Source organism: Chryseobacterium nepalense, assembly GCF_023195755.1.
Lineage (GTDB): Bacteria > Bacteroidota > Bacteroidia > Flavobacteriales > Weeksellaceae > Chryseobacterium > Chryseobacterium nepalense.
This window is the reverse complement of sequence record NZ_CP096203.1, coordinates 129,022-148,393: the sequence shown is the minus strand read 5'-3', so window position 1 is coordinate 148,393 and position 19,372 is coordinate 129,022. Positions and strand designations below refer to the sequence as shown.

General features: G+C 37.6%; 9 protein-coding genes. 7 read left to right on the top strand and 2 right to left on the bottom strand.

Going from position 1 to position 19,372, the window contains the following annotated elements:
* Position 1: 1 nt before the first annotated feature.
* The 7 genes from M0D58_RS00580 (at position 2) to M0D58_RS00550 (ending at position 12,032) form a co-directional block, all read left to right on the top strand.
* Positions 2 to 2,782 (top strand): hypothetical protein, encoded by a 2,781-nt coding sequence (locus M0D58_RS00580; protein ID WP_248392662.1) that lies wholly within the window; start codon positions 2 to 4, stop codon positions 2,780 to 2,782.
* Between the two features lie 10 nt (positions 2,783 to 2,792).
* The gene (locus M0D58_RS00575; RefSeq protein ID WP_248392660.1) at positions 2,793 to 4,229 is read left to right on the top strand and encodes a hypothetical protein; all 1,437 of its coding nucleotides are present in this window, start codon (positions 2,793 to 2,795) and stop codon (positions 4,227 to 4,229) included.
* Between the two features lie 293 nt (positions 4,230 to 4,522).
* Positions 4,523 to 5,170 (top strand): response regulator, encoded by a 648-nt coding sequence (locus M0D58_RS00570; protein WP_248392658.1) that lies wholly within the window; start codon positions 4,523 to 4,525, stop codon positions 5,168 to 5,170.
* A 683-nt stretch (positions 5,171 to 5,853) separates the two neighbouring features.
* Entirely contained in the window at positions 5,854 to 7,509 is a 1,656-nt protein-coding gene (locus tag M0D58_RS00565) for a hypothetical protein (RefSeq protein WP_248392656.1), read from the top strand.
* 84 nt (positions 7,510 to 7,593) lie between these two features.
* Positions 7,594 to 8,628 (top strand): hypothetical protein, encoded by a 1,035-nt coding sequence (locus tag M0D58_RS00560; protein WP_248392653.1) that lies wholly within the window; start codon positions 7,594 to 7,596, stop codon positions 8,626 to 8,628.
* Positions 8,629 to 8,645: 17 nt separating this feature from the next.
* Entirely contained in the window at positions 8,646 to 11,216 is a 2,571-nt protein-coding gene (locus M0D58_RS00555) for a phage tail tape measure protein (protein ID WP_248392651.1), read from the top strand.
* Between the two features lie 54 nt (positions 11,217 to 11,270).
* The gene (locus M0D58_RS00550; RefSeq protein WP_248392648.1) at positions 11,271 to 12,032 is read left to right on the top strand and encodes a hypothetical protein; all 762 of its coding nucleotides are present in this window, start codon (positions 11,271 to 11,273) and stop codon (positions 12,030 to 12,032) included.
* 616 nt (positions 12,033 to 12,648) lie between these two features.
* On the opposite strand, the gene M0D58_RS00545 is transcribed toward M0D58_RS00550, so the two are convergent.
* Both M0D58_RS00545 and M0D58_RS00540 read right to left on the bottom strand, forming a co-directional pair.
* Positions 12,649 to 16,176, bottom strand: coding sequence for a DUF6443 domain-containing protein (locus M0D58_RS00545; protein WP_248392646.1), 3,528 nt, complete (start codon positions 16,174 to 16,176; stop codon positions 12,649 to 12,651).
* Positions 16,177 to 16,186: 10 nt separating this feature from the next.
* A complete protein-coding gene (locus tag M0D58_RS00540) occupies positions 16,187 to 19,372 on the bottom strand; it encodes a hypothetical protein (RefSeq protein ID WP_248392644.1) in 3,186 nt (1,061 codons plus the stop codon).

Sequence of the window (19,372 nt, the reverse complement as noted above, 5' to 3'; positions counted from 1 at the left end):
GATGTCAATCATAAAAAGAACAATCTTAGTTTTTGTATTTGTTCTTCTGCACTTTTCGCTGGCCTTTGCACAGGAAAAGAAGGATATTCAAATCCATTTTGAAAACGACAGCATGGCTGTTGAAAAAGGCTCTACTTTTACTAATTTTTTGGTCATTGATAATAAAAGTTCTGAAGAGATTACCATTCAGAATATCATACCTGATGAAAAATATCCGGGATTGCTTTTTTATCCAAAAAATGACTTTACTTTAGGAGCGGGTCAGTCTAAGAATTTTCCTGTGAAACTGATCGCCAATGTGGATTTTATGAAGCTGAGATCCAATAAAATCCAATTCCAGGTTTCGTATACCAGCCCAACAGTTACCAAAACTGAAAGCGCCTCGTTCTTCGTTAAAAAAGACGAGAATAAAAACATTGCAATTTATACGGCAGCATACGAAAACTTCATTAATCCTGCTGCGCCCGACTCTTCAATTCTGCTGACTGTAGAAAACCAAGGCTACAGTAAACAAACCGTTAAGATTGATTTGCAATCCATTCCTGATGGTTTGGAAATGATGCCTAAACAGCAAACCTTATCACTGGAAGGTTTAGAAAAACAAACAATTGAGATCAAAATTGCGGTCAGAAAACAGAATACGCTTTTTCCAGAATTTAGTATTAATGCAATCGTTACAAACCTGCTTACTAATGAAATCGTGGGAAGCAACACGCTCCACTTAGTCATCTTATCAAACAACAGACAAATTGCCCGGGGAAATGAAGCAGTGAACGGAAGTAATTTTGCAGAAATTAGCTATAACGAAAACAGTTCTGGTTTTAATTTTCTTCAACTGAGAGGAAACACAGCGTTTCGGGTGACCGAAAATCTGAAATCGCGGTTCAATATCGGCGCAGATTACTATGTTGAAGACAGCCGTTATAACCTGTATGATACCTGGCTGGAACTGGAGAGAAAAAATACGGCATTACGGGTGGGGAATGTTAATAGTACAGATTACGACTACCCGGTTTTCGGGAGAGGCGGGAAACTTTCTACTAAATTTGGTAAAAATAACCAGATTGAAATTCTTGCGCTGGAAAATAATTATAACCTGTATGGTACTTATTTTCAGCAAACAGAAGGATCTACCATGGCAGGTGCCAAATATAACTTTGGGAATACTAAAACCTTTAATGGAAAAGTATCTTATATATTCGACCATGATCCGCGCTTTAATATCGATACCCAGGTGGCAAACGCGGTAACATCATTTATAATTAATGATAAACACACCATCCGCACGGAAGCTGGACTGAGCCACGAAAAAGGCCTTTTAAATAAAGATGAAAAAGCAGGAGCTTCAGTAGGAGCCAATTACGAGGGAAAAATAGGAAAATGGGACCTACAGTCTGTTAATTCCTTTGCCACCAAAAGTTATGCAGGAATCAAACGGGGATCTTTTTTCTCAAATCAGCGTATTGGCCACCAATTTTCTGCTTCTCAGCGCGCTTTTATACAATATCAGAATTCACAGGTAGACCCCGAGTTCCTTAGTTTCCAGAGTGCACCTATCCAACTTGGGAATACCGCCAACTTGCGTTATTATTTTAATAGTACGGAATCCCTAGGATCAGGATATCAGTTTTCTGTAAAACATTGGAATTTTCTACTGTCTCCAAAGGTGGAGAGACAAAAAACAGCCAATTTTTATACATCACGGGAACTTTTTTCTTACCGGCTGGAGGCCAATATCAGCACTACAGTGGGTGCCCACGGATTAAACTGGACGGCGGAATATTCTTATTCAAAAGAAAACAATAGAGCCGATTGGTTCAACAGTCTGAAAACAACTTTGTCTTACAGATATAAATCCTTCTCCCTCAGCGGAACAGCCCAATGGAATGCAACCAATGTTTTTGATTTAAATTCTTATGACGGTGCAGACCGTAATTTCGCCAACTACAATGTATATGCCTCGTATAATTTCCAGATGCTTAATAATAATCTGATTGGATCTTTTTCAGCCGGAACTTCTTATTCGGAACTTTATAAAAATCTAAACAACAATATAACCGGTAATCTGGAATATAAGATTTCTCCTTCCTGGTCTACCACAGGTTATTTTAATTTTTCCGGTTATAAATCTACGGCTTCTTATGCAAGCAGCGGCAGTTATTACCAGTTCAGAGTAGGAATTAAAAAATATTTTGCTGCAGCTACGGCTCTTGGAAACCATAAAGTGACGTTCCAGTTATTTGAAGATAAAAATTCCAATGGACTTCTGGAGGCAGGTGAACAGATCCTAGCCAATGAAATAGTGAAACTGGACAATTTTGTTGCAATGACCGATAAGAACGGAAAAGTAGTTTTCCAGAATGTGCCTGAAGGTATGTATACCCTGAAGGTGAACGAAAGTGCAGGTGCCCGGTTGATGATGGATCCTATGATTATGGTAAATAGCAATATCAACCGCAAAGTAGGCTTGGTGAAAAACATCAGGGTAAGTGGGAAATTAACAGAAATCAAACAAGCTTATGATAATTTGGAAACCGATGTAACCGGAATTGTGGTGTATGCAAAAAGTGAAAATGGTATGATTTATACCGCCGTAGTTAATCAAAAAAATGAGTTTGAGTTTTTCCTTAAAGACGGGAAATATGACCTCTACATTGAAAATGACAAATACAGCTATACACAACCCACCCAAACCATTCAGGTGACAAAAGAAGGTTATTCAAAAACTGTGGTTTTTGAATATAAGAAGAAAGACACCACCATTAAGGTGAAAAAGTTTTAAATTTAAAGGTATGAAAAAGATGAGGACTTTTTTAATAGGAATTTTTACAGTGTTATGCGGATTAACAGTAGCCAAAGCACAGGATGTGTACCTGTCGATTCCGGAAAATAATATTTTTAACAGAAGTGAATTCACTTCCTTACCTACAAGGGTAATGGTAAACGCCAACAGAACAAACTGGGATTATGTCTTTTTTGGACTTGCACCAATAGCTCCTACTTTTACTTCCGTGTCCGGACCTTCTTTTACTCACTCATCTTCTTCATTTACTTTACCCAGCTCTACGCTTCTGTGGCAGTTGGAAAGCATGGGCGGACAGCTGCCATCTACCGGATTTTCGGGTTCCTTGCCCGGTTTTCAGTCGTTCAGTACAAGCGCCATAAGATGGTTTGAACCGCCCGGATCCATTATTTTTGGAGGAGGGTTCAACAAGGGAAACATCAATTTTACGTTTAAAATCCCTGGCGCACAGTTTGCTGCCAATGCCTACCGGGCTGGGAATTACTCCATGGATATCCTTCAGAATTACAATGATTTCACCCCTCGTAATTTTAAAACGATTTTAGTCATTCCTGCATCCGTCAGGTGGCTGACAACATCTTTAACAAAATATATAGAAATATCTTCTTTGAATGATTACCGGATTACGGGCACGCGGGTGTTCAGTTTGGATAATGCGGAAATCGCGCATACGGTTGATTTTAATTTATGGGCGAAAACTGCTGCCACAAATATTCAGTTCACATCTTCTAAAGGAGTTCCGGGAACAAGAAGTATAGCAAGCATTAAATTGGGCAGTAATGGATCTGCACTCACAACCAAAGCCTTATCTGCCAATTTTCAGAATTTTTCCGCTGCTAATTTCAGTGTTGTAGCAGGAAACAGAAACAGCTTCACGCCAGAGCTTTATGTATCTGCTGAAGATTTTAGGAACTTTTTTTTTGAAGCCGGAACTTATACTTTTGAGTTGAACTTCAATGCTGCAAGTACCGATAATTCGATTAACAGTTTGCAAAATACCGCTGTTCAGTTAAAGGTGCTTCCCCGCTCAGAGATCACCATCCCCACTTCCGGGCGTAATGTAAACTTCAATTTTAATACAGCTGCCCATTACACGAATGGTCAGTCACAGACGATTCCAAGCCAGATTATATTGTCCAATAATGAAAGTTTTGAACTGTATGTAAAATCGGATGAAAATTATTTTAAGAAAGGCGGTCTGCAGACCGACATCAATTCCAACATATTACAAATTGGGATAGATGGCAGTTCTGTAAATGCGGCCTTATCGAAAACTCCCCAAAAAATACTTTTTAACGGAACACCGGTTTTGGACCGGGAACTGAACGTAACATACACCATACTCCCTTCAGGTGCTCAAAGTTTGGTAGGAAAGGAAAATACCACCTACTCCATCAATGTTTATTATAGCTTTACGGCAATTTAACAATACTCCTAAAAATCAGAGAAAGAGTTCGTTACTAATATCGTGATTCAAGCATAAAATAATATTTGAGTAAAGAAAAACAACAGCTGATAATTATGATGCGCTTTTTGAAATATCCGACGATTTGTTAGCCGTTCTGTCTTTAGAAGTAAATTTGTAAAAATAAATCCGACTTTTTGAGTGAATTAAGTTTGAAAATTGTAAAAATTTTATATCCTTAATGCGCAGAAACATGGTATTATTTCATCTGAAAGTAATAGAACTGTTTCCCTTTTTTTATCTAAATTTACGGCATGAAGGATTCAAAATTAAATGTTCGTATTGTTGTAGCAGATGATCATGGTATTGTCCGGATGGGTCTGGTACAAACGGTCAAACGACTCAAGCCCGATGCCCTGATTTCAGAAGTAGAGGATTATAAATCGCTGTATAAGATAATTCTTAAAGAAGAATTTGATTTGGCTATTATGGACGTTAATATGCCTAATGGTACTGTCCAGGAAGCAATACATTACATAAAAATTCATAAACCTGAATTAAAAATTTTAATATTTTCTTCTCAAGATGAAGAGCTGTATGCAATGCGTTACCTAAAGATGGGCGCCGGTGGCTACCTGAGTAAGCAAAGCTCCCCTGAAGTAGTTAAGGATGCTGTGACGGCAATGCTTGATAAGGGCAGATATTTCAGTGATAATGTAAAAGAAGCAATGTTTTTAGAATCACTAACCGGCGCCACAAAAGACTCTCCTTTTGAAGCGTTATCAGACCGCGAACTGCAAATTGCCAATAAGCTTGCTGAAGGTCTTCCTCTCAAAGAAATTTCTAATCAGCTGAATATCCATTCTTCAACGGTCAGCACTTACAAAAACAGGCTGTTTGAGAAGCTGAAAATCCGATCCGTACCCGAACTGGTAGAAATTCTTAGGCTTTATAATAAGTAAACATTAGATTATTCCACGGTTTGTCATTTTCCAGAAAGATTTATTATGATAAACTGACCTATCAACCGAAAGAAAGAGCACCTTTTTACAGATGCCGTTCATAATCACTACGCATCGCTATTTCCTGAAGATAATTAATGCCATCCGATAAAATAAGGACCTTTTTAAGGCCCAAGATTCTTCATTCCGTAATCTCCATATAACCAAATTCAAAAAGGTGATCCGGTATACTGAAATGATTTTGATCTGATTGTTTCACATTAAATTCTAATTTTTTCCCCCGCAAAAGCATCGTTCCACAGACACTCTGAAAACTCAGGAATATTGATTCCCCGATTTTGACTGCTCATAAAGATAGTCTTTAACTGTTCCTATTGGATAATGAGTAGTTACTAAGAGGAAATCCCGGACCATATAATATTTATCCTCAGCCATTAAAGCAATTATTTTAATTGTGATACCTCTGACAAGATTTTTGTCAGATTCGAACATATTGTTAAGTGCTATGAGCAATTAATCAATTTGTATAGTAGTTGATAACTTCATGATAGTGAATAAATACTTACTGGATTGTAAATCAGTATAAATACTACTTTATAAATGAGGTAATACTACTGAAAAATAAAATATCCTGTTCCCGTAATTTTAATCCATAATAATATTTAATCCAAATCATTTTAATCATGAGCACTAATAACCCAACCGTTCAAATTACAAACAATTCAACCATTCCGGTTGATATTTATGATGTTTTCAATCCGGGTACAACCGGACAAACAGTTCCTTATACCTATACGAAATTAGGCACTATTCCCGCAGGAAGCACCAGTACGATCCAGACTATCCGTGCAGCATCACAATTACAGGCAATGTATACGGGAACCATTGATCAGCTGAGCAGTCTTTATTTCTACCAGTTTCCGGTTAAAGTAATGGCAGCCGTTCAGTTTTCATTCGATAATCCGCCGCCTTTGGTTTTTACCATTACGGATGACGATCAGAATGCCATGATCCAATCTTTCCTTTTTCACCGCTATGCGATGGCCAACCCGAATTCGGCGCTGACAAAGAATTTATATGCCGCTTTGAAGGGCGGAAGTACAGCTTCGGTAAACAGCTTTTTTGCTGCCACACAAAACTTTAAAGCATGTACTTTAAGTTCATGGAATGCAGTAATGAGCTGGTTACAGATGTTTACCTCAGGCTGGCAGGGACCTTTCTATATGTATGAACAGGCTCCGAATCCGGCACCGACCGGATATATCCCGGTTTTGGTGGGAACAATCAACATTCTTTCAACAGCCTCTGAAAATTCGGCTACTTTGAAATTGTGCACCCAGGATGCCAGTGGAAATCCTGTGTATGCAGAAAATTCACAACCTACTTCCCTCATTATGAACGGAGACGGTACCATAGGCGACAGTAATCCCGGAAATGATGTTTCAGTAAACCTGACGCCCGTCTGGATGAATGTCATTCAGACCTCCATGCAAAACGGTCAGCCCGTTTCCACTTACCTGGCGGGCCCTACATTAACGGGAACCATCGCCAATAAAACGGTTGTTTCTTCGCAGACAGCCCGGCAGATTCCGGGCAAACCGGCAGATAAAAACAAACAAAGTTCATTTGATTCAACTTTCGGAAAAATCTGTCAGGGTGTCGGGCTTTTGGTAGGACTGTTGATGCTGGGAGAATTTGCTAAAAAAATGTTTGATAGTGCTAAGGAAAAATTAGCATCGGCAAAAGAAAAAGCAACCTCAGAAAATGAATATGAAAATGAAGAAAATGAAATTGAAAATACTCCGGATGAGAACATTGTTAATGAAGTCAGCCAACAAGAAGAAACATTTAATTCTGATGCCTCTTCCGTAGCAGATTCTTATTCTGATATTTCAGAATCTATGCAGAAAGACGTCATGACACAAACCATGGAAGATACAATGTCCGATATCAATAATGAAATAACTGAGCAGGTAGAAAACGGATTTACCCCTACAGAGGAATATGAATCTGCAGTTTCAGATTTACAAAACTCTTTTAAAGATGCCAGCGCCCAGATTGAGGAAGGAAATTTTTCCGATGCCAGCAAGGAACTCTCATCAGCCGCCAGCAATATGGAAGAGACGATTTCTCAAAGTGAAAGCAGCATGCAGGAGTGGGAAACACAATCTTTACAGGATTCGGCTGATGCGGTAAATGATGCTGCAGAAGCTTCAGATGCACTTGACACGGCACAGGAAGATTATGAAAATGATATGAATGATGAAGAAAATGATTCTGGGTATGATGCAGATGAAGATTCGGAATGGCCTGAAGCAGAAGAAATGGCGGAACTATAAAAATCAGGAATCTGTAAGAATATATGACTATATATAACTTCAGACAGTTCCTAATGCAATAATATTAATTTAAAAAATAAAAAAATGATTATATCATGGAATACAGATCCTTCCAAGGGTACCTTTGCACCCGGAAGTACAAAATATTCTTCTTATTACCAATATGATACGGTATCACATAAATTTGTAAGAATTCGTTTGGAATTGGGAAGAGGAGGAAGTGATGGAGGTGATACGGGTAGTTTTTACAGAGAAAACAGATATGTGGGTTTTACTACAGATAATGACCTATCCACTGATATTAAGAGATGGAGCGTCGATGATGGACAGCTTCGTTATGAGCTTGAAAAAGACGAATATTTACATTTGCCAACTGAACCAAAAACAGGAGCAACTACATATGATACCTCTTTTGGTAATGTAAAAAATATTCATCGTGGCAACCCTGTCACCAGTGATCCTCATTTTCCGGAAGGAATTCAAAACAAACATCTGGGAGTGCTTGCTAATGAAGCCATTTTGGGAGAAAAAGGAATTGTCCTGACCTCGTCTGCAGCTTCCGGCGCTGAATTGTCTGCCGTACTCAAAGGTCAGGTTGCAAAAGTAGTGGGAAAAACCTTCAATGAGATTACCAATGAGGATCTTTTGAAAACTTTACAAAGACAAGTCGCTCAGATTAAACAAAATGAAATACTTCCGTCAAAAGAAAATATAAACTCAAGCTTAGAAGAAGCCGACGGACTTATTGATTCGATCAAAGAACAGATTACAGATGAAGGAATGGTGCCCACGGAAGAGTTCAGCAAAAGTTATTCAAATTTTATCGAAAAATATATGAATGCAAATGCTGCTGTAGAAAGCGGTATCGCAGTAAAATCCGCGATGGAAGAATTTCAGGCTGCCAAAAATCAGCTAATGAACGAATCAAAAACCATTGAGGCAGCGTATTACAATAATCTGGAGACTCAGTTAAATAATACCAATACAGCTGTTGATGCTGCAGTTGCAGATGCCACGACATGGGAAAATATTGATCTGGAGTATGAAAATCTGGAAAAAGCAAATTCAATAGAAGAATATGAAGCGGAGATCGGTGTTGAAGAAACAGAAGTATTATAATCCTAAAATATAAATCAATGAGCACTACATATCCATCTGTGACGATCAAAAATGATCTGTCGGCAAGTATTCAGATTTTTGATGCTTTTCAAAATAACGAAGATGATAAAAGTCTAGCCAACTTTTTCGGAACACTTACACCGCTGGTTACCGTACCGGCAGGTGGCAGCCAGGAGTTTACGCCGATTCACGGACCCATCTCAACATTTATTGTTTTTGATGATCAGAATAATCCCCTTACCCGTTTTTTTACATTAGGCACTCAGCCGGCTTCCTTCGAAGTACAGCAAAGCGATGTGGATACGATGAACAGCACGGAGGCATTTATTAAACTAATGCAGGATCAGCCGGATAATCCGGAAGTCGTGCAGTTTCAGGCACTCATAAAAAACGGGAAGGCAACTGCAGCACAGGTAAACCAGTTTTTCCAGTCAACCACGGATTATAAAACAGTTACCTTTGTCACTTATATGTTGGCTGTGGTGGCATTGGCCCGAACCCCGCAGACTCAAAAATCACCACCTCAGGATCAGGTGTACAGCCTCAGTACATTAGTCAATTATTTTGGTTTCAGCTGGCCTTCGTCCATTCCGGATGTTACCATCTCTCACTTTAACTGCAACGAAACAGATACTGCAATATTTATCGGAGGCGAATTAAACATTACGGATGTTACCTTCGATTCCGGTGTATTGGGAATCATTCAGTCTTTTATCGGAAATCCGACTATTGATTTCGGAGTTGAATTTGTTTATAACGACGGATTGGCAACCGGTATGACTTGTTTGAAATTCAGTATGGATGAAGTGAAAATTCCGATTGGAGGAGGAAATACTTTTGATATTGACAACCCTACCATGTTGCTGTCGCTAAATCCGCTTTTCAAGTTTGTAGTTTTTGAAATTAAGGCAACCATTCCGTTTAATCTGTTTGGAAGTCCGGAAATTGATGCAGATATTGCCATGACTATTGATAATATTGAGGCCGAAATCGGGGTAAATCTGAGAGGCAATACCACAAGTTTGCTTACTCCGCCGGGAATTAAAGGATTACATTTCGATTCATTCGGCGTAGGACTCGGTGTAATTTTTGAACCCCCAGGCTTTGCCATCGGACTGGAAGGTACATTCCATATCGGAGACCAGGGGCAGGTACCCTTAACGGATGATAATTTTGCAGTCGTTTGCGAAATGGAAGAAGAAATCCCAAATCCTTTGTATATCGCATTTTATGTACCTAAACTGGATTTTAATGAAATTATAACATTATTCACCAATACATCATACAATATCGATCTTCCGGTTTCCTTCACAGATCTTTCATTCAGATGGGCTGAAAACCCTATGGAACCTGTTGTCCTGCCCGATGGCTCACTTGCGCCGATGGGATATGGATTCAATGCAGTGATGGATCTGTTCGGTTTACAGTTTTACGGATATCTTCAGATTGACCTTAACACAGGGGTTCATGGTACGATCACTATGGCACCGCTGAATTTCGGAAATATCCTGAGCATTACAGGAGACGGAAAGGGAGCATCAATTAAAGTAGATCAAAACGGCAATCCGATTCCGATTAATGCAGTACCTAAAACAAAACTGGACCAGCAGACTATTAAAAATGCAACAGATAAAACAGTTGTATCTGCGGGCGGACCGGAAATGAGTGTCAGCACATCTTCTTCTCCGTATTTTACACTGGACGCAGCAGCAAGCCTTTTCGGATTGGTGAATGATAAAATAGATGCTGTCATCGCTAATGACGGAATAAGTTTTGAGATGGATTACGGCGCGATACTTGAAACTAAAATGGCCTGCAAACTGGCTGATTATCATAATTTTTCAGGAGCCTTTTCTTACGGATTGGATTTTGATGTTTCATTACCGTCCATTGCAGGTTTCTCTTTAGGATCCATTCATTTGGATGCGGGCTGCGCAGTAAGTGTAGTTCTGAATACCTCGGCTTCTGAAATCTCATTTCAGGTATCAGGAGGATTTAATTTTGAAGGTTTAAATCTGAATTTCGGACCGTTTGAGGCAGACCTTAATATTTCAAGTATTTCGGGATTATTAAGCGCTATTGAAACCTATATTGTTCAAAATGCGTCATCAATCTTCCAGGATATCATCAATGATGCCGAAAAATGGGCCGGATATGTTAAAAATGCTATAGTAAATGGCGTTTCAGATGTTGCCCAGGGATTGAAACAGGCTTACAATAAAACAGCGGCAGAAACAGCGAATATCATGAATTCTGTAGGATACAGTGCCTCTACTATTGCAAGTGACATAGGCAATGCATTCTCCTATTCTGCGACAGAGGTCGCTCAGGCGATGGAAGAAGGATATGGTGCTACCAGCCAGGTAGTAGCGGAGGCATTCCAGGAAATTGGCATTGGAGCACAGGACACGGCACAGGCGCTGAATACGGTTTTTGGACTGGCCCCAGATGCGGTGCATGATATTATGCTGGGAGTGGGATATGCAGATGATGCCATAAAATCTGCGTTTGAATCCATTGGAGGAGCTTTTGGTTCTGCAGCATCCAGCATCTGGCATGCCGCTTCACATTGGGATCACTGGTCATAAGATAAACATTCAGAGACTGTCTCTACCAGGCAGTCTCTTTTATTCCGTTGAATTATGAAAAACACGTATAAACTGCTCAGAACCTTACATCGCAAAGACATAAAACAACTGATGGAATGGTCAGTACAATTCAGCAGAGATGAGTTTATCTCACGTTATAAACCAACAATATACCTTTATCCGGACCGCCAAAAAGAAACTTTTCGAGAATTGAGTAATTTACTAAGATTTGTTGGTACATCAGAAAATTTAGTAAAAATTCAGGAAGAAAGTATTCTTAAATCAATGTACCAAGGAATTCGAATCCCTGAGTCAGATGATGATTATAAGTGCTTATATATCCATGAAGAAGGTTATTCTTATATTCACTCCTATCGCTGGAAAGACAAAGAAAATTTTGACAGATGTTATTATCGATTTGGATTAAATGATACTACAAAACAAAATATGAACTTTATACATCCTGAATTGACAGAGTTCTGTGATGTATTGAAAAATGGAAAGGCATACAATCGCTTATTCGGAAACTGGATACAGGAAAATCAAGGGAATATCCGTGAGATTTATCTCTCGTTTCCATCAAAACCGAAATTAAAATGGATGTTGGATAGTTTACAATCAATACTTAAAGATGAAGTCTATAAACAATTACTTCAATTTAAAGATCTACCTATTAAAAATATTGGCTTTGACTCAGTAATGGAAAAAAATCCTAAAGTAACATTGTACTTTTCTATACTTTTATCGGATTATTTTCCTACAAACCACACTCAATTAGTCCAACTGACTCATGACTATAATCTAAACTTGAGATAAGATCATTTTGTCTTCTATATTTTCCAAAAGCTAAAGTTACAAACAAAATCCTCGAAATATCAAGAAATGAATAAAGTGAATATATAAGAATTTTATCTGAAATCTTTAAAATAAATAAACAATTCGAACTGTTCTCAGTAGTATAAAAAAACCAAAGCAAATAGCTTTTGCTTTGGTAAGATTTGGTAGCTCACTTTTAAACCTATTGGCGTTTTGCTGATTGGCAAGTGATATGATTATAGATAATTAAGTCATGTTTTAAATTTTTATTTCTGGTTTTTGAAAATTAAGTTTCTTTGATAACGGAATACGAAAAGAATGATCAAGCAGAATATAACTGTAAAGGCCACTTTGAATTGTGAGTCCGAGACCTTCCAGGTGATAACTAATAAATAAATTAATTCCGCTTGAAATAAAAAACCTCCAAGAATAGCAAGAATCTTAGAAAGTCGTTGATCCAATAATATCGTTATTATGATAAATAAATTCAATGCAATCAATAAAAAATATTTGACCGTTTCGAAATCATTGAAATCAACTTTATGACCACTTGCCCCGTATAATGCAATTAAAAAAATATTTAACACAATTAGTACTACAATAAATAAGATTTTCATTATTCTTCGTTTTCTTTGGATTTATTATTTCTGTGCTGGATATAATTCTGAATCTTCATTACCACCTGTTCCCTCATTGATGAAGTCATCCCATCAAAACTGATTTTAACATTTCCATCATATCCAGTAACGATTTTATCAAATGCGTTCGTTAAAAGATTATGAACATTAATGGCGCTTGTAGATATCCACTCAGCTTGTTCCTTATCACCTGTTCTATCATTCCAAACATGATCTAATCCGACGTCACTTCTTCCTTCATGAGCATAAGCGTCCTGCAAAGCATGAATTCCCTGTCCAAAATCTTGTATACCTTTTGAATTAGCTTTCAATTCATCTAATTTTCCGCCTTTTTTAGCAGAATCAAAAATTTTCTGCCAGCCGAATTGTAGTCCCCTTCTAGTAGCATCTTTTGGAGAATACCCCTGCTTTGCTTCCCAGTCGGATCTCATAGAATGCCAAACATTATAATTGTATCCGTCTCCATCATAATCCGTTATCTGGCTATTCGCAGTTCCTGAGTAATCAATACCTTTTCGATATCTCACCCAGTCTGTTGGATGTGCCAGATTGTTCAAAAGAATATGATTACCGGGATTATCAGCATATACAGACGCATAATGTGCCAGCAAATCTGCCTGCTTTTTCCCAAAGCCAGCTTTAGACAATGAATTGAATGTCATATTATAATGCCTAGTCACAGTCCATTCACCCTTCACATCTATATGTACTACAGGATTATTTAAAGTATACTGGTACGGCGAATCATTATAATATGCTTCACTTTTCCTGTCTACTACCCCCCATCTTCCAATATCCGGCATATAAAATCTTGCACCATAATCATACATTCCTGTTTCCTGAAGCTCTTTTCCATTGTACTTATAATTTTGGTACCCTCCTAAAAGACCTTTAGGCCCTCCAATATGATTTAGGCCAAATGGATAATAGTCGTTTCGGTCTGTAATTTCCAATGTGTCATCTGTATTTTTAGTATAACTAATCCTGATATTTCCCAGATGATCAGTGTATTGATAAATATACCTATTTTCTTCGAAACTGTAAAAGCCTTCTGCTGTCGGCACAAAACTTAAGATCCAAGTAGAAGAAGGTAGTGGCGGCTTTGTACCGCCTGGTAGTACTAGATCTCTCTGCTGATAAGCCTGCTCTTCATAAGCTACGCTGGTACGGCACCAGGTACATTGTGTAGTTTCTGAAGAGCTATAGTGAAAGCCATCCAGATACTCTGTTTTATTTGTCGTTGTCAAATATCCCCTAGGTCCAACATTGATATAAGTTTTGCGCAATTTAGTTCCATCAGCACGATACAAGTAATTTAAACTGATATTAGATATAGCTCCTAAGTTGTTTTGACTTATTGCATAATTAGAAGGTAAATTCAAATAGTTATATGATATCGTCTGAATACCCTTGTCCTGCATATCAATCATATTACCGTTAACATCGTAATTAATCAGATTATTTCCTCCTTCATATCCTGTATCATTCATTGAATTTTCTATAATCTTGTCTAGCCGGTTTCCTGTGTATTGATAATCAAGATTATCTACCAATGTAGAAGTTGTACCTGTAGCTGGTACAGCTTTCCTTTGAAGATTGGAGATATTACCATTGAGATCATAAGTCATGTATTCATCAAAATTACCATTTTGAGGATTAGAAGCATCAGGTTCTGAATAAAAGCCACTCGTCAATCTATTTAAACCATCATATGTATAATCATATCTTTTTAAAATGTTATCATATGAATTTTTCCAGCTAACTTCAGCGATATTACCATTAAATTTACCTGTAGTTAAGCTGTTATAGACAGGATTGTTATATTTTATTTCATATCCAAATAATTTTCCGTTAAGATTCGCAGGATCATTGATTTTGGTCATCCAACCACGAATGTTGTACTGATAATCTATCTGCTGTAAAGGTAAGGCAGCATTAACTCCACCTACTTTCTTGCTTTCAAGCTGCGACAATTGATTATATGTATTCTGAACTAAGATCTCTTCAGGATTATTATCAACTTTATGTTTGTGTAGTAATAATCTGTTTTGAGTATCATATATAAAAGTTTCGGTAATACTATGTTCCGTATCAGAATTCAGTCTTTTGTGTCTGGTATTGATTAGTTGCGGAGTACCTGAAAAGTCGAGGATCGATTCGGTCTTTGTATATCCTCCGAGATGATTTATAGAATAGGCGGATACGATCCTGCCCCTTTTATCATACCATGTATAATTTTTAGTCCAGTTATCATCTTCTATATTTTTAATATAGGAAGCTACAGGCATACTATTCGTAGTGACCTTTGCCGAAGGGTTATCCGTAATCAGTAGATTCATAACTGTATTGCTGGGTGACGGGCTTCCGGACGGATACGTGTCATAATAATTAATGGAATGAGCTGTACTAAAATAAGGAAAGTATGCGTTGGTGTATTCTATAGCCTGCCCGTTCTTGGTAAATGAGGTGGAGCTTCTTTCCTCAATGATTATAAGTCCCCCTACCATATCCTGCATAGGGACGCGGTCAGTTGTTCCGGAAACAACACCAGTAAGTATCACTCTTCCAAACTTATCATATTTAGTAAATAACCAATTGCTTGCATTCCTCATAACTGCATCTTGTGTAAAGATAAGCCGGTCTGCTTTATCATAAACCATATACTCCAACCCCTTTCCGGGAAGTCTCTTCTCGACCAATCTGTTTTTCCGGTCGTACTTATATTGATAGCATAAACTGTTTAAGCTAGCTTCAGGAAGCTGAGATCCTGAAACAAGATTCTTAAATAAACCTGATGCTTTGGGGGACAACACGTAAGCCATTTGTCCATAATTATTATACACATAATAGGTATCTGCACTTTCTGTAGCAGATAACATTTTTCTTACCAATACGGTACGCCCTTCTGTGTTCTTAAATTCGATCGTCTGGTTACCATCTTCGTCCGTTACTGAGTTTTTATAAAGTTGTCCTGCTACATAATCTGCAGATTTGGTAATTGTTGACTGGAATGTATTGTAATCAAAAATTGCAACATATTTCTTTACCTCTCCGGCTGCATTGGCTTCATAATTATAGTTAACCGGTTTTTGCTGCCAACTGCTTCCCTCATTCACTTTTGATAAAGGCCTATCCAATGGGGATGGTTCAATATTTAAGTGTGAGTAAGGATTATTGTCAGAATAATAAGTAATTGCAGTTGATTTTACAGCAGATTGAATATTTCCATTCAGTGTTGGCATCGGAGCGGGAAGCCATGTGTCTACCTGCCTGCCATAGGCATCATATTCTATATGTGTAACGAGATCTTTTCCTGAAGGCGTAGATTTTACACGTACAAGCTGTTTCGGTTTTCCAAGTCCGTCAATATATTGTACTGTATGAATTTTGTTTCCTGTACTTAAGGAATCAAGATAGTTTTTTGTTTCTATGTAGTTTTCTGATGAAGATTGAGCAGATAAAATACAGCCAAACAACATATGTATGGGTAGTATTAATTTTTTCATGAGATAGTTTTTACGGTTTAAAATTGTAGTTATACTCCTTAAGCAAATTACCCGAAAAAGAATTTTCCCGAACCTCCTTAAGCCTTCCTGCTGTATCGTATTTGTATACTTCACGTATACCGGATGGCGAAGTAATACTTCTTATTCCAATTAAAGGATCATGGCTATAAGTAGTGACCTGGTAACCTGATAAACTCACATCTTTCCGGAAAAGATCCAATGCGTTCATAAAGGTTGTTTCATCACTCATAGGTACAGCTTGGGCGTCTATAATGGATGCATTGACAAGTGTGGTAATGATGGATGCTGGAATATCAGATAGCTTTGCCCCTACAATTCTTGCAATTGGCAATGTTTTATTATATCCCCAAATGATTGTTGTGGAGACCCCGTCCTTTGTCGTATACTGCTGCAGGTTGCCTTTATCATCGTATAAATCATATACAACTTCTTCTGTACCAAAGCTTGTATCCGGAAGACCGATTAGAGATTGACTAGAAACAATCTTGTCCTCCGTATACGATAACTGCTTTTTAGGAAGCGTAAGAATCGTATTGTTAGAATTAAATTCATAAAGTGTTTGTATCCTGCTTAAAAAATTATTATTTCGGTATTTTGTTGTTACCAGAGGGATACTAGACATATTTTTTGCTAAAAGATTCATCATAAAAGCATAGGGTGGTACAAAAGATGCTGGCTGATTCGGCGCTCCATGGAATATATCCTTCAGATACTGATAGCTGGTTTTCAGCTCTGTAGCATCACTGTTTTTGATCACTTCTCTTGAGAGATTCAGATTTTTTGAACTTTCATAAAAATATTCTGTCTCCGTCTTTACCTCAGATCCGTTAAAGTAATCCCTAACCGTTTTCTTCTTCAGGTAAGATGAGTTCATATACTTTCTGTATCCTTGGACCCATTTCCCTGACATATGGTTAACACTCACATAATTATTATCATCCGCGGAATTATTTGGGTTGAATGCCATATTATCCGTATATTCAAAATCTACCATTTTTACGGGATTTATCATATCCGCTTGTGAAAAATATTTCTGATTCAATAATTTGCCTCTTAAGATACTTTTATCAATACTATACAAATTATTGAAATTTTTATATAGATTAACCGGTTTGATGTTAGCATATGTCTGGACATATTCTCGGATATTATCTGCATCAGGCATAATCTGGTCAGGATGTGTTTCGTAGGTTGAAAAATTATGTTCTGTATACCCTTTATTCGTATCAATTTCGAAAACTTTACTATAGCCTACATTATAACTGTCTAAACTAGATTGTATAATATTTGAGCTGGTTTTTATATATGTTTTATGCCACTCTGGCCCGAAATCACCTTGCTGAGTAAACTCCCAATAATAAAGATATCGTGGCCAATGCATTAGTATGCCAGAGCTGGAAGTATCTTCCAGGGCAGTAGTATATTTGTACTCTTTCTGACTGGCAAGAACTCCTTCGGAATAATTTTTAATTTCTTTGATTCTTGCTCCTCCTGCAAAACCGCTATTGTTAGTCAATACTGGTAAGAAATTACTTGCAGAATTGCGTTCTAATCTTTTTCTGTATGAGTGCGGTTCATATTCAAATGTAGAATATCCTTTTGTAGGATAATTTACCCTGTTGAGTAGTCCCTGATTAAAAAAGTAAGGACTTGGATCTCTATACGAATTCACTAACGTATAATCTCCTGTATCATAATTATAATCCTGAACAGGCGCCAGGTATACATTGGAGTCAAGTCCGTTCCAATATCCCCAGTGATCAATACCCTTTGTGTAATACGGAGGTAAGGGATAGGATGTATTATATGAAAAGGTATATTCCTGATTGCTGAAATTATCTTTAACGGACCTAAGGAATGGACGTTTATATTCTCCTCCCAAATGATCATAAGACAATTGCGTTTTTTTAATTAATTTGTTATAGCTGTATGTCTCAACATTATCAATAACCCACTCATTTAAATACTTAGGTGCAGAATATCGGTGTTTAATGGGATATCCTGTATTGAGATAATTTATTTTAATTTCATAATTATCATATCGTATAGAGGTTAAAACAGATTTTTTAAGAAGTGAAAAACTTTCTGTTTCTCCACCATAAGTTATCACTCCTCCACCGCAAGCCTGAGCAGGCCCTCCTGCAGCTAAGCAAAACCACCAATCGTCACCTCTTGCTCCCTGTTGAGAATATGCTTCAATAGATAATGTTGGATTAGTAGCAGTACCTGATAAAATATTAGGGTTATGACAGAAGTCATATTGCTGTTGTAAAGATCCCTGAAAATAGTTAAAGTCTACCGTTTTACCATCGTTAAAAATGATTTTAGAAAGACTAAATCCACTGATGGTAGGAAATCCGGAAAAGCCCTCCTGAAATAAAACATTGCTGTTGTAATATGCCAGCTCATATTTGGATAAATCACCCCCAAAAATATACTGGTTTCCGTTGCCATCAATGATTTTTATGATAGAGACTATATCATTTCCACAAAAACTATGTCCTCCATATAATGCCATTTGTGACAAATCAACTTTTATATTGGGATCACTTGATTCCACGAGTACATTTCCATCATTTCCCACTACAAATTTTCCAGAAAGACCCATTGCATAAAAACTAAAGATATCTGGCGTTCCTTCATAGGCATTTGACGGGTCCGAGGTTGGTCCCATTGTCCATGCAATCGTATTATTGTTTGTATCAATTTTTCCTGTGCCGCCGTATAGATTATACGCACTGGTATTTGTAGAAGGATTGGTTCGTACTCCTTTTAAAAAACCGTGTACATCTCTCGGATATCCAAAAATACCTGGCGCATTAGGATTTCCCACATACTCATCGGGAGCACCTTTCAATGTTCTCGTGATTCTTCCGCCGGCAACTAATGTCCAATTAACTCCTGCTACTTCTGATTTTTTATGAGGAATAAAACCCGAAGAGTCATAAGATAGAGTAATCGGTATACTGACACCATTTTCTTCAATGGAAGTTACAGGTACTTTGAGATCTACTGCACCGGTATATAAATTAACAGGAACATTACCATACTTTTCAAAAGCGTAACTTTCAGGAGATTTGACCGCTGATCGCTGCATAGTTTGATTCTGAGCTGCCACATGAATTGTCATCAATAGAGTAACAATCTGTGAAATATTAACAATCTTTCTATTCAT

What these genes read in the sequence shown, in the direction of transcription:
- M0D58_RS00580 (WP_248392662.1), top strand. Translation starts at nt 2, where the DNA reads ATGTCAATCATAAAAAGAACAATCTTAGTTTTTGTATTTGTTCTTCTG.
- M0D58_RS00575 (WP_248392660.1), top strand. Translation starts at nt 2,793, where the DNA reads ATGAAAAAGATGAGGACTTTTTTAATAGGAATTTTTACAGTGTTATGC.
- M0D58_RS00570 (WP_248392658.1), top strand. Translation starts at nt 4,523, where the DNA reads ATGAAGGATTCAAAATTAAATGTTCGTATTGTTGTAGCAGATGATCAT.
- M0D58_RS00565 (WP_248392656.1), top strand. Translation starts at nt 5,854, where the DNA reads ATGAGCACTAATAACCCAACCGTTCAAATTACAAACAATTCAACCATT.
- M0D58_RS00560 (WP_248392653.1), top strand. Translation starts at nt 7,594, where the DNA reads ATGATTATATCATGGAATACAGATCCTTCCAAGGGTACCTTTGCACCC.
- M0D58_RS00555 (WP_248392651.1), top strand. Translation starts at nt 8,646, where the DNA reads ATGAGCACTACATATCCATCTGTGACGATCAAAAATGATCTGTCGGCA.
- M0D58_RS00550 (WP_248392648.1), top strand. Translation starts at nt 11,271, where the DNA reads ATGAAAAACACGTATAAACTGCTCAGAACCTTACATCGCAAAGACATA.
- M0D58_RS00545 (WP_248392646.1), bottom strand. Translation starts at nt 16,176, where the DNA reads ATGAAAAAATTAATACTACCCATACATATGTTGTTTGGCTGTATTTTA.
- M0D58_RS00540 (WP_248392644.1), bottom strand. Translation starts at nt 19,372, where the DNA reads ATGAATAGAAAGATTGTTAATATTTCACAGATTGTTACTCTATTGATG.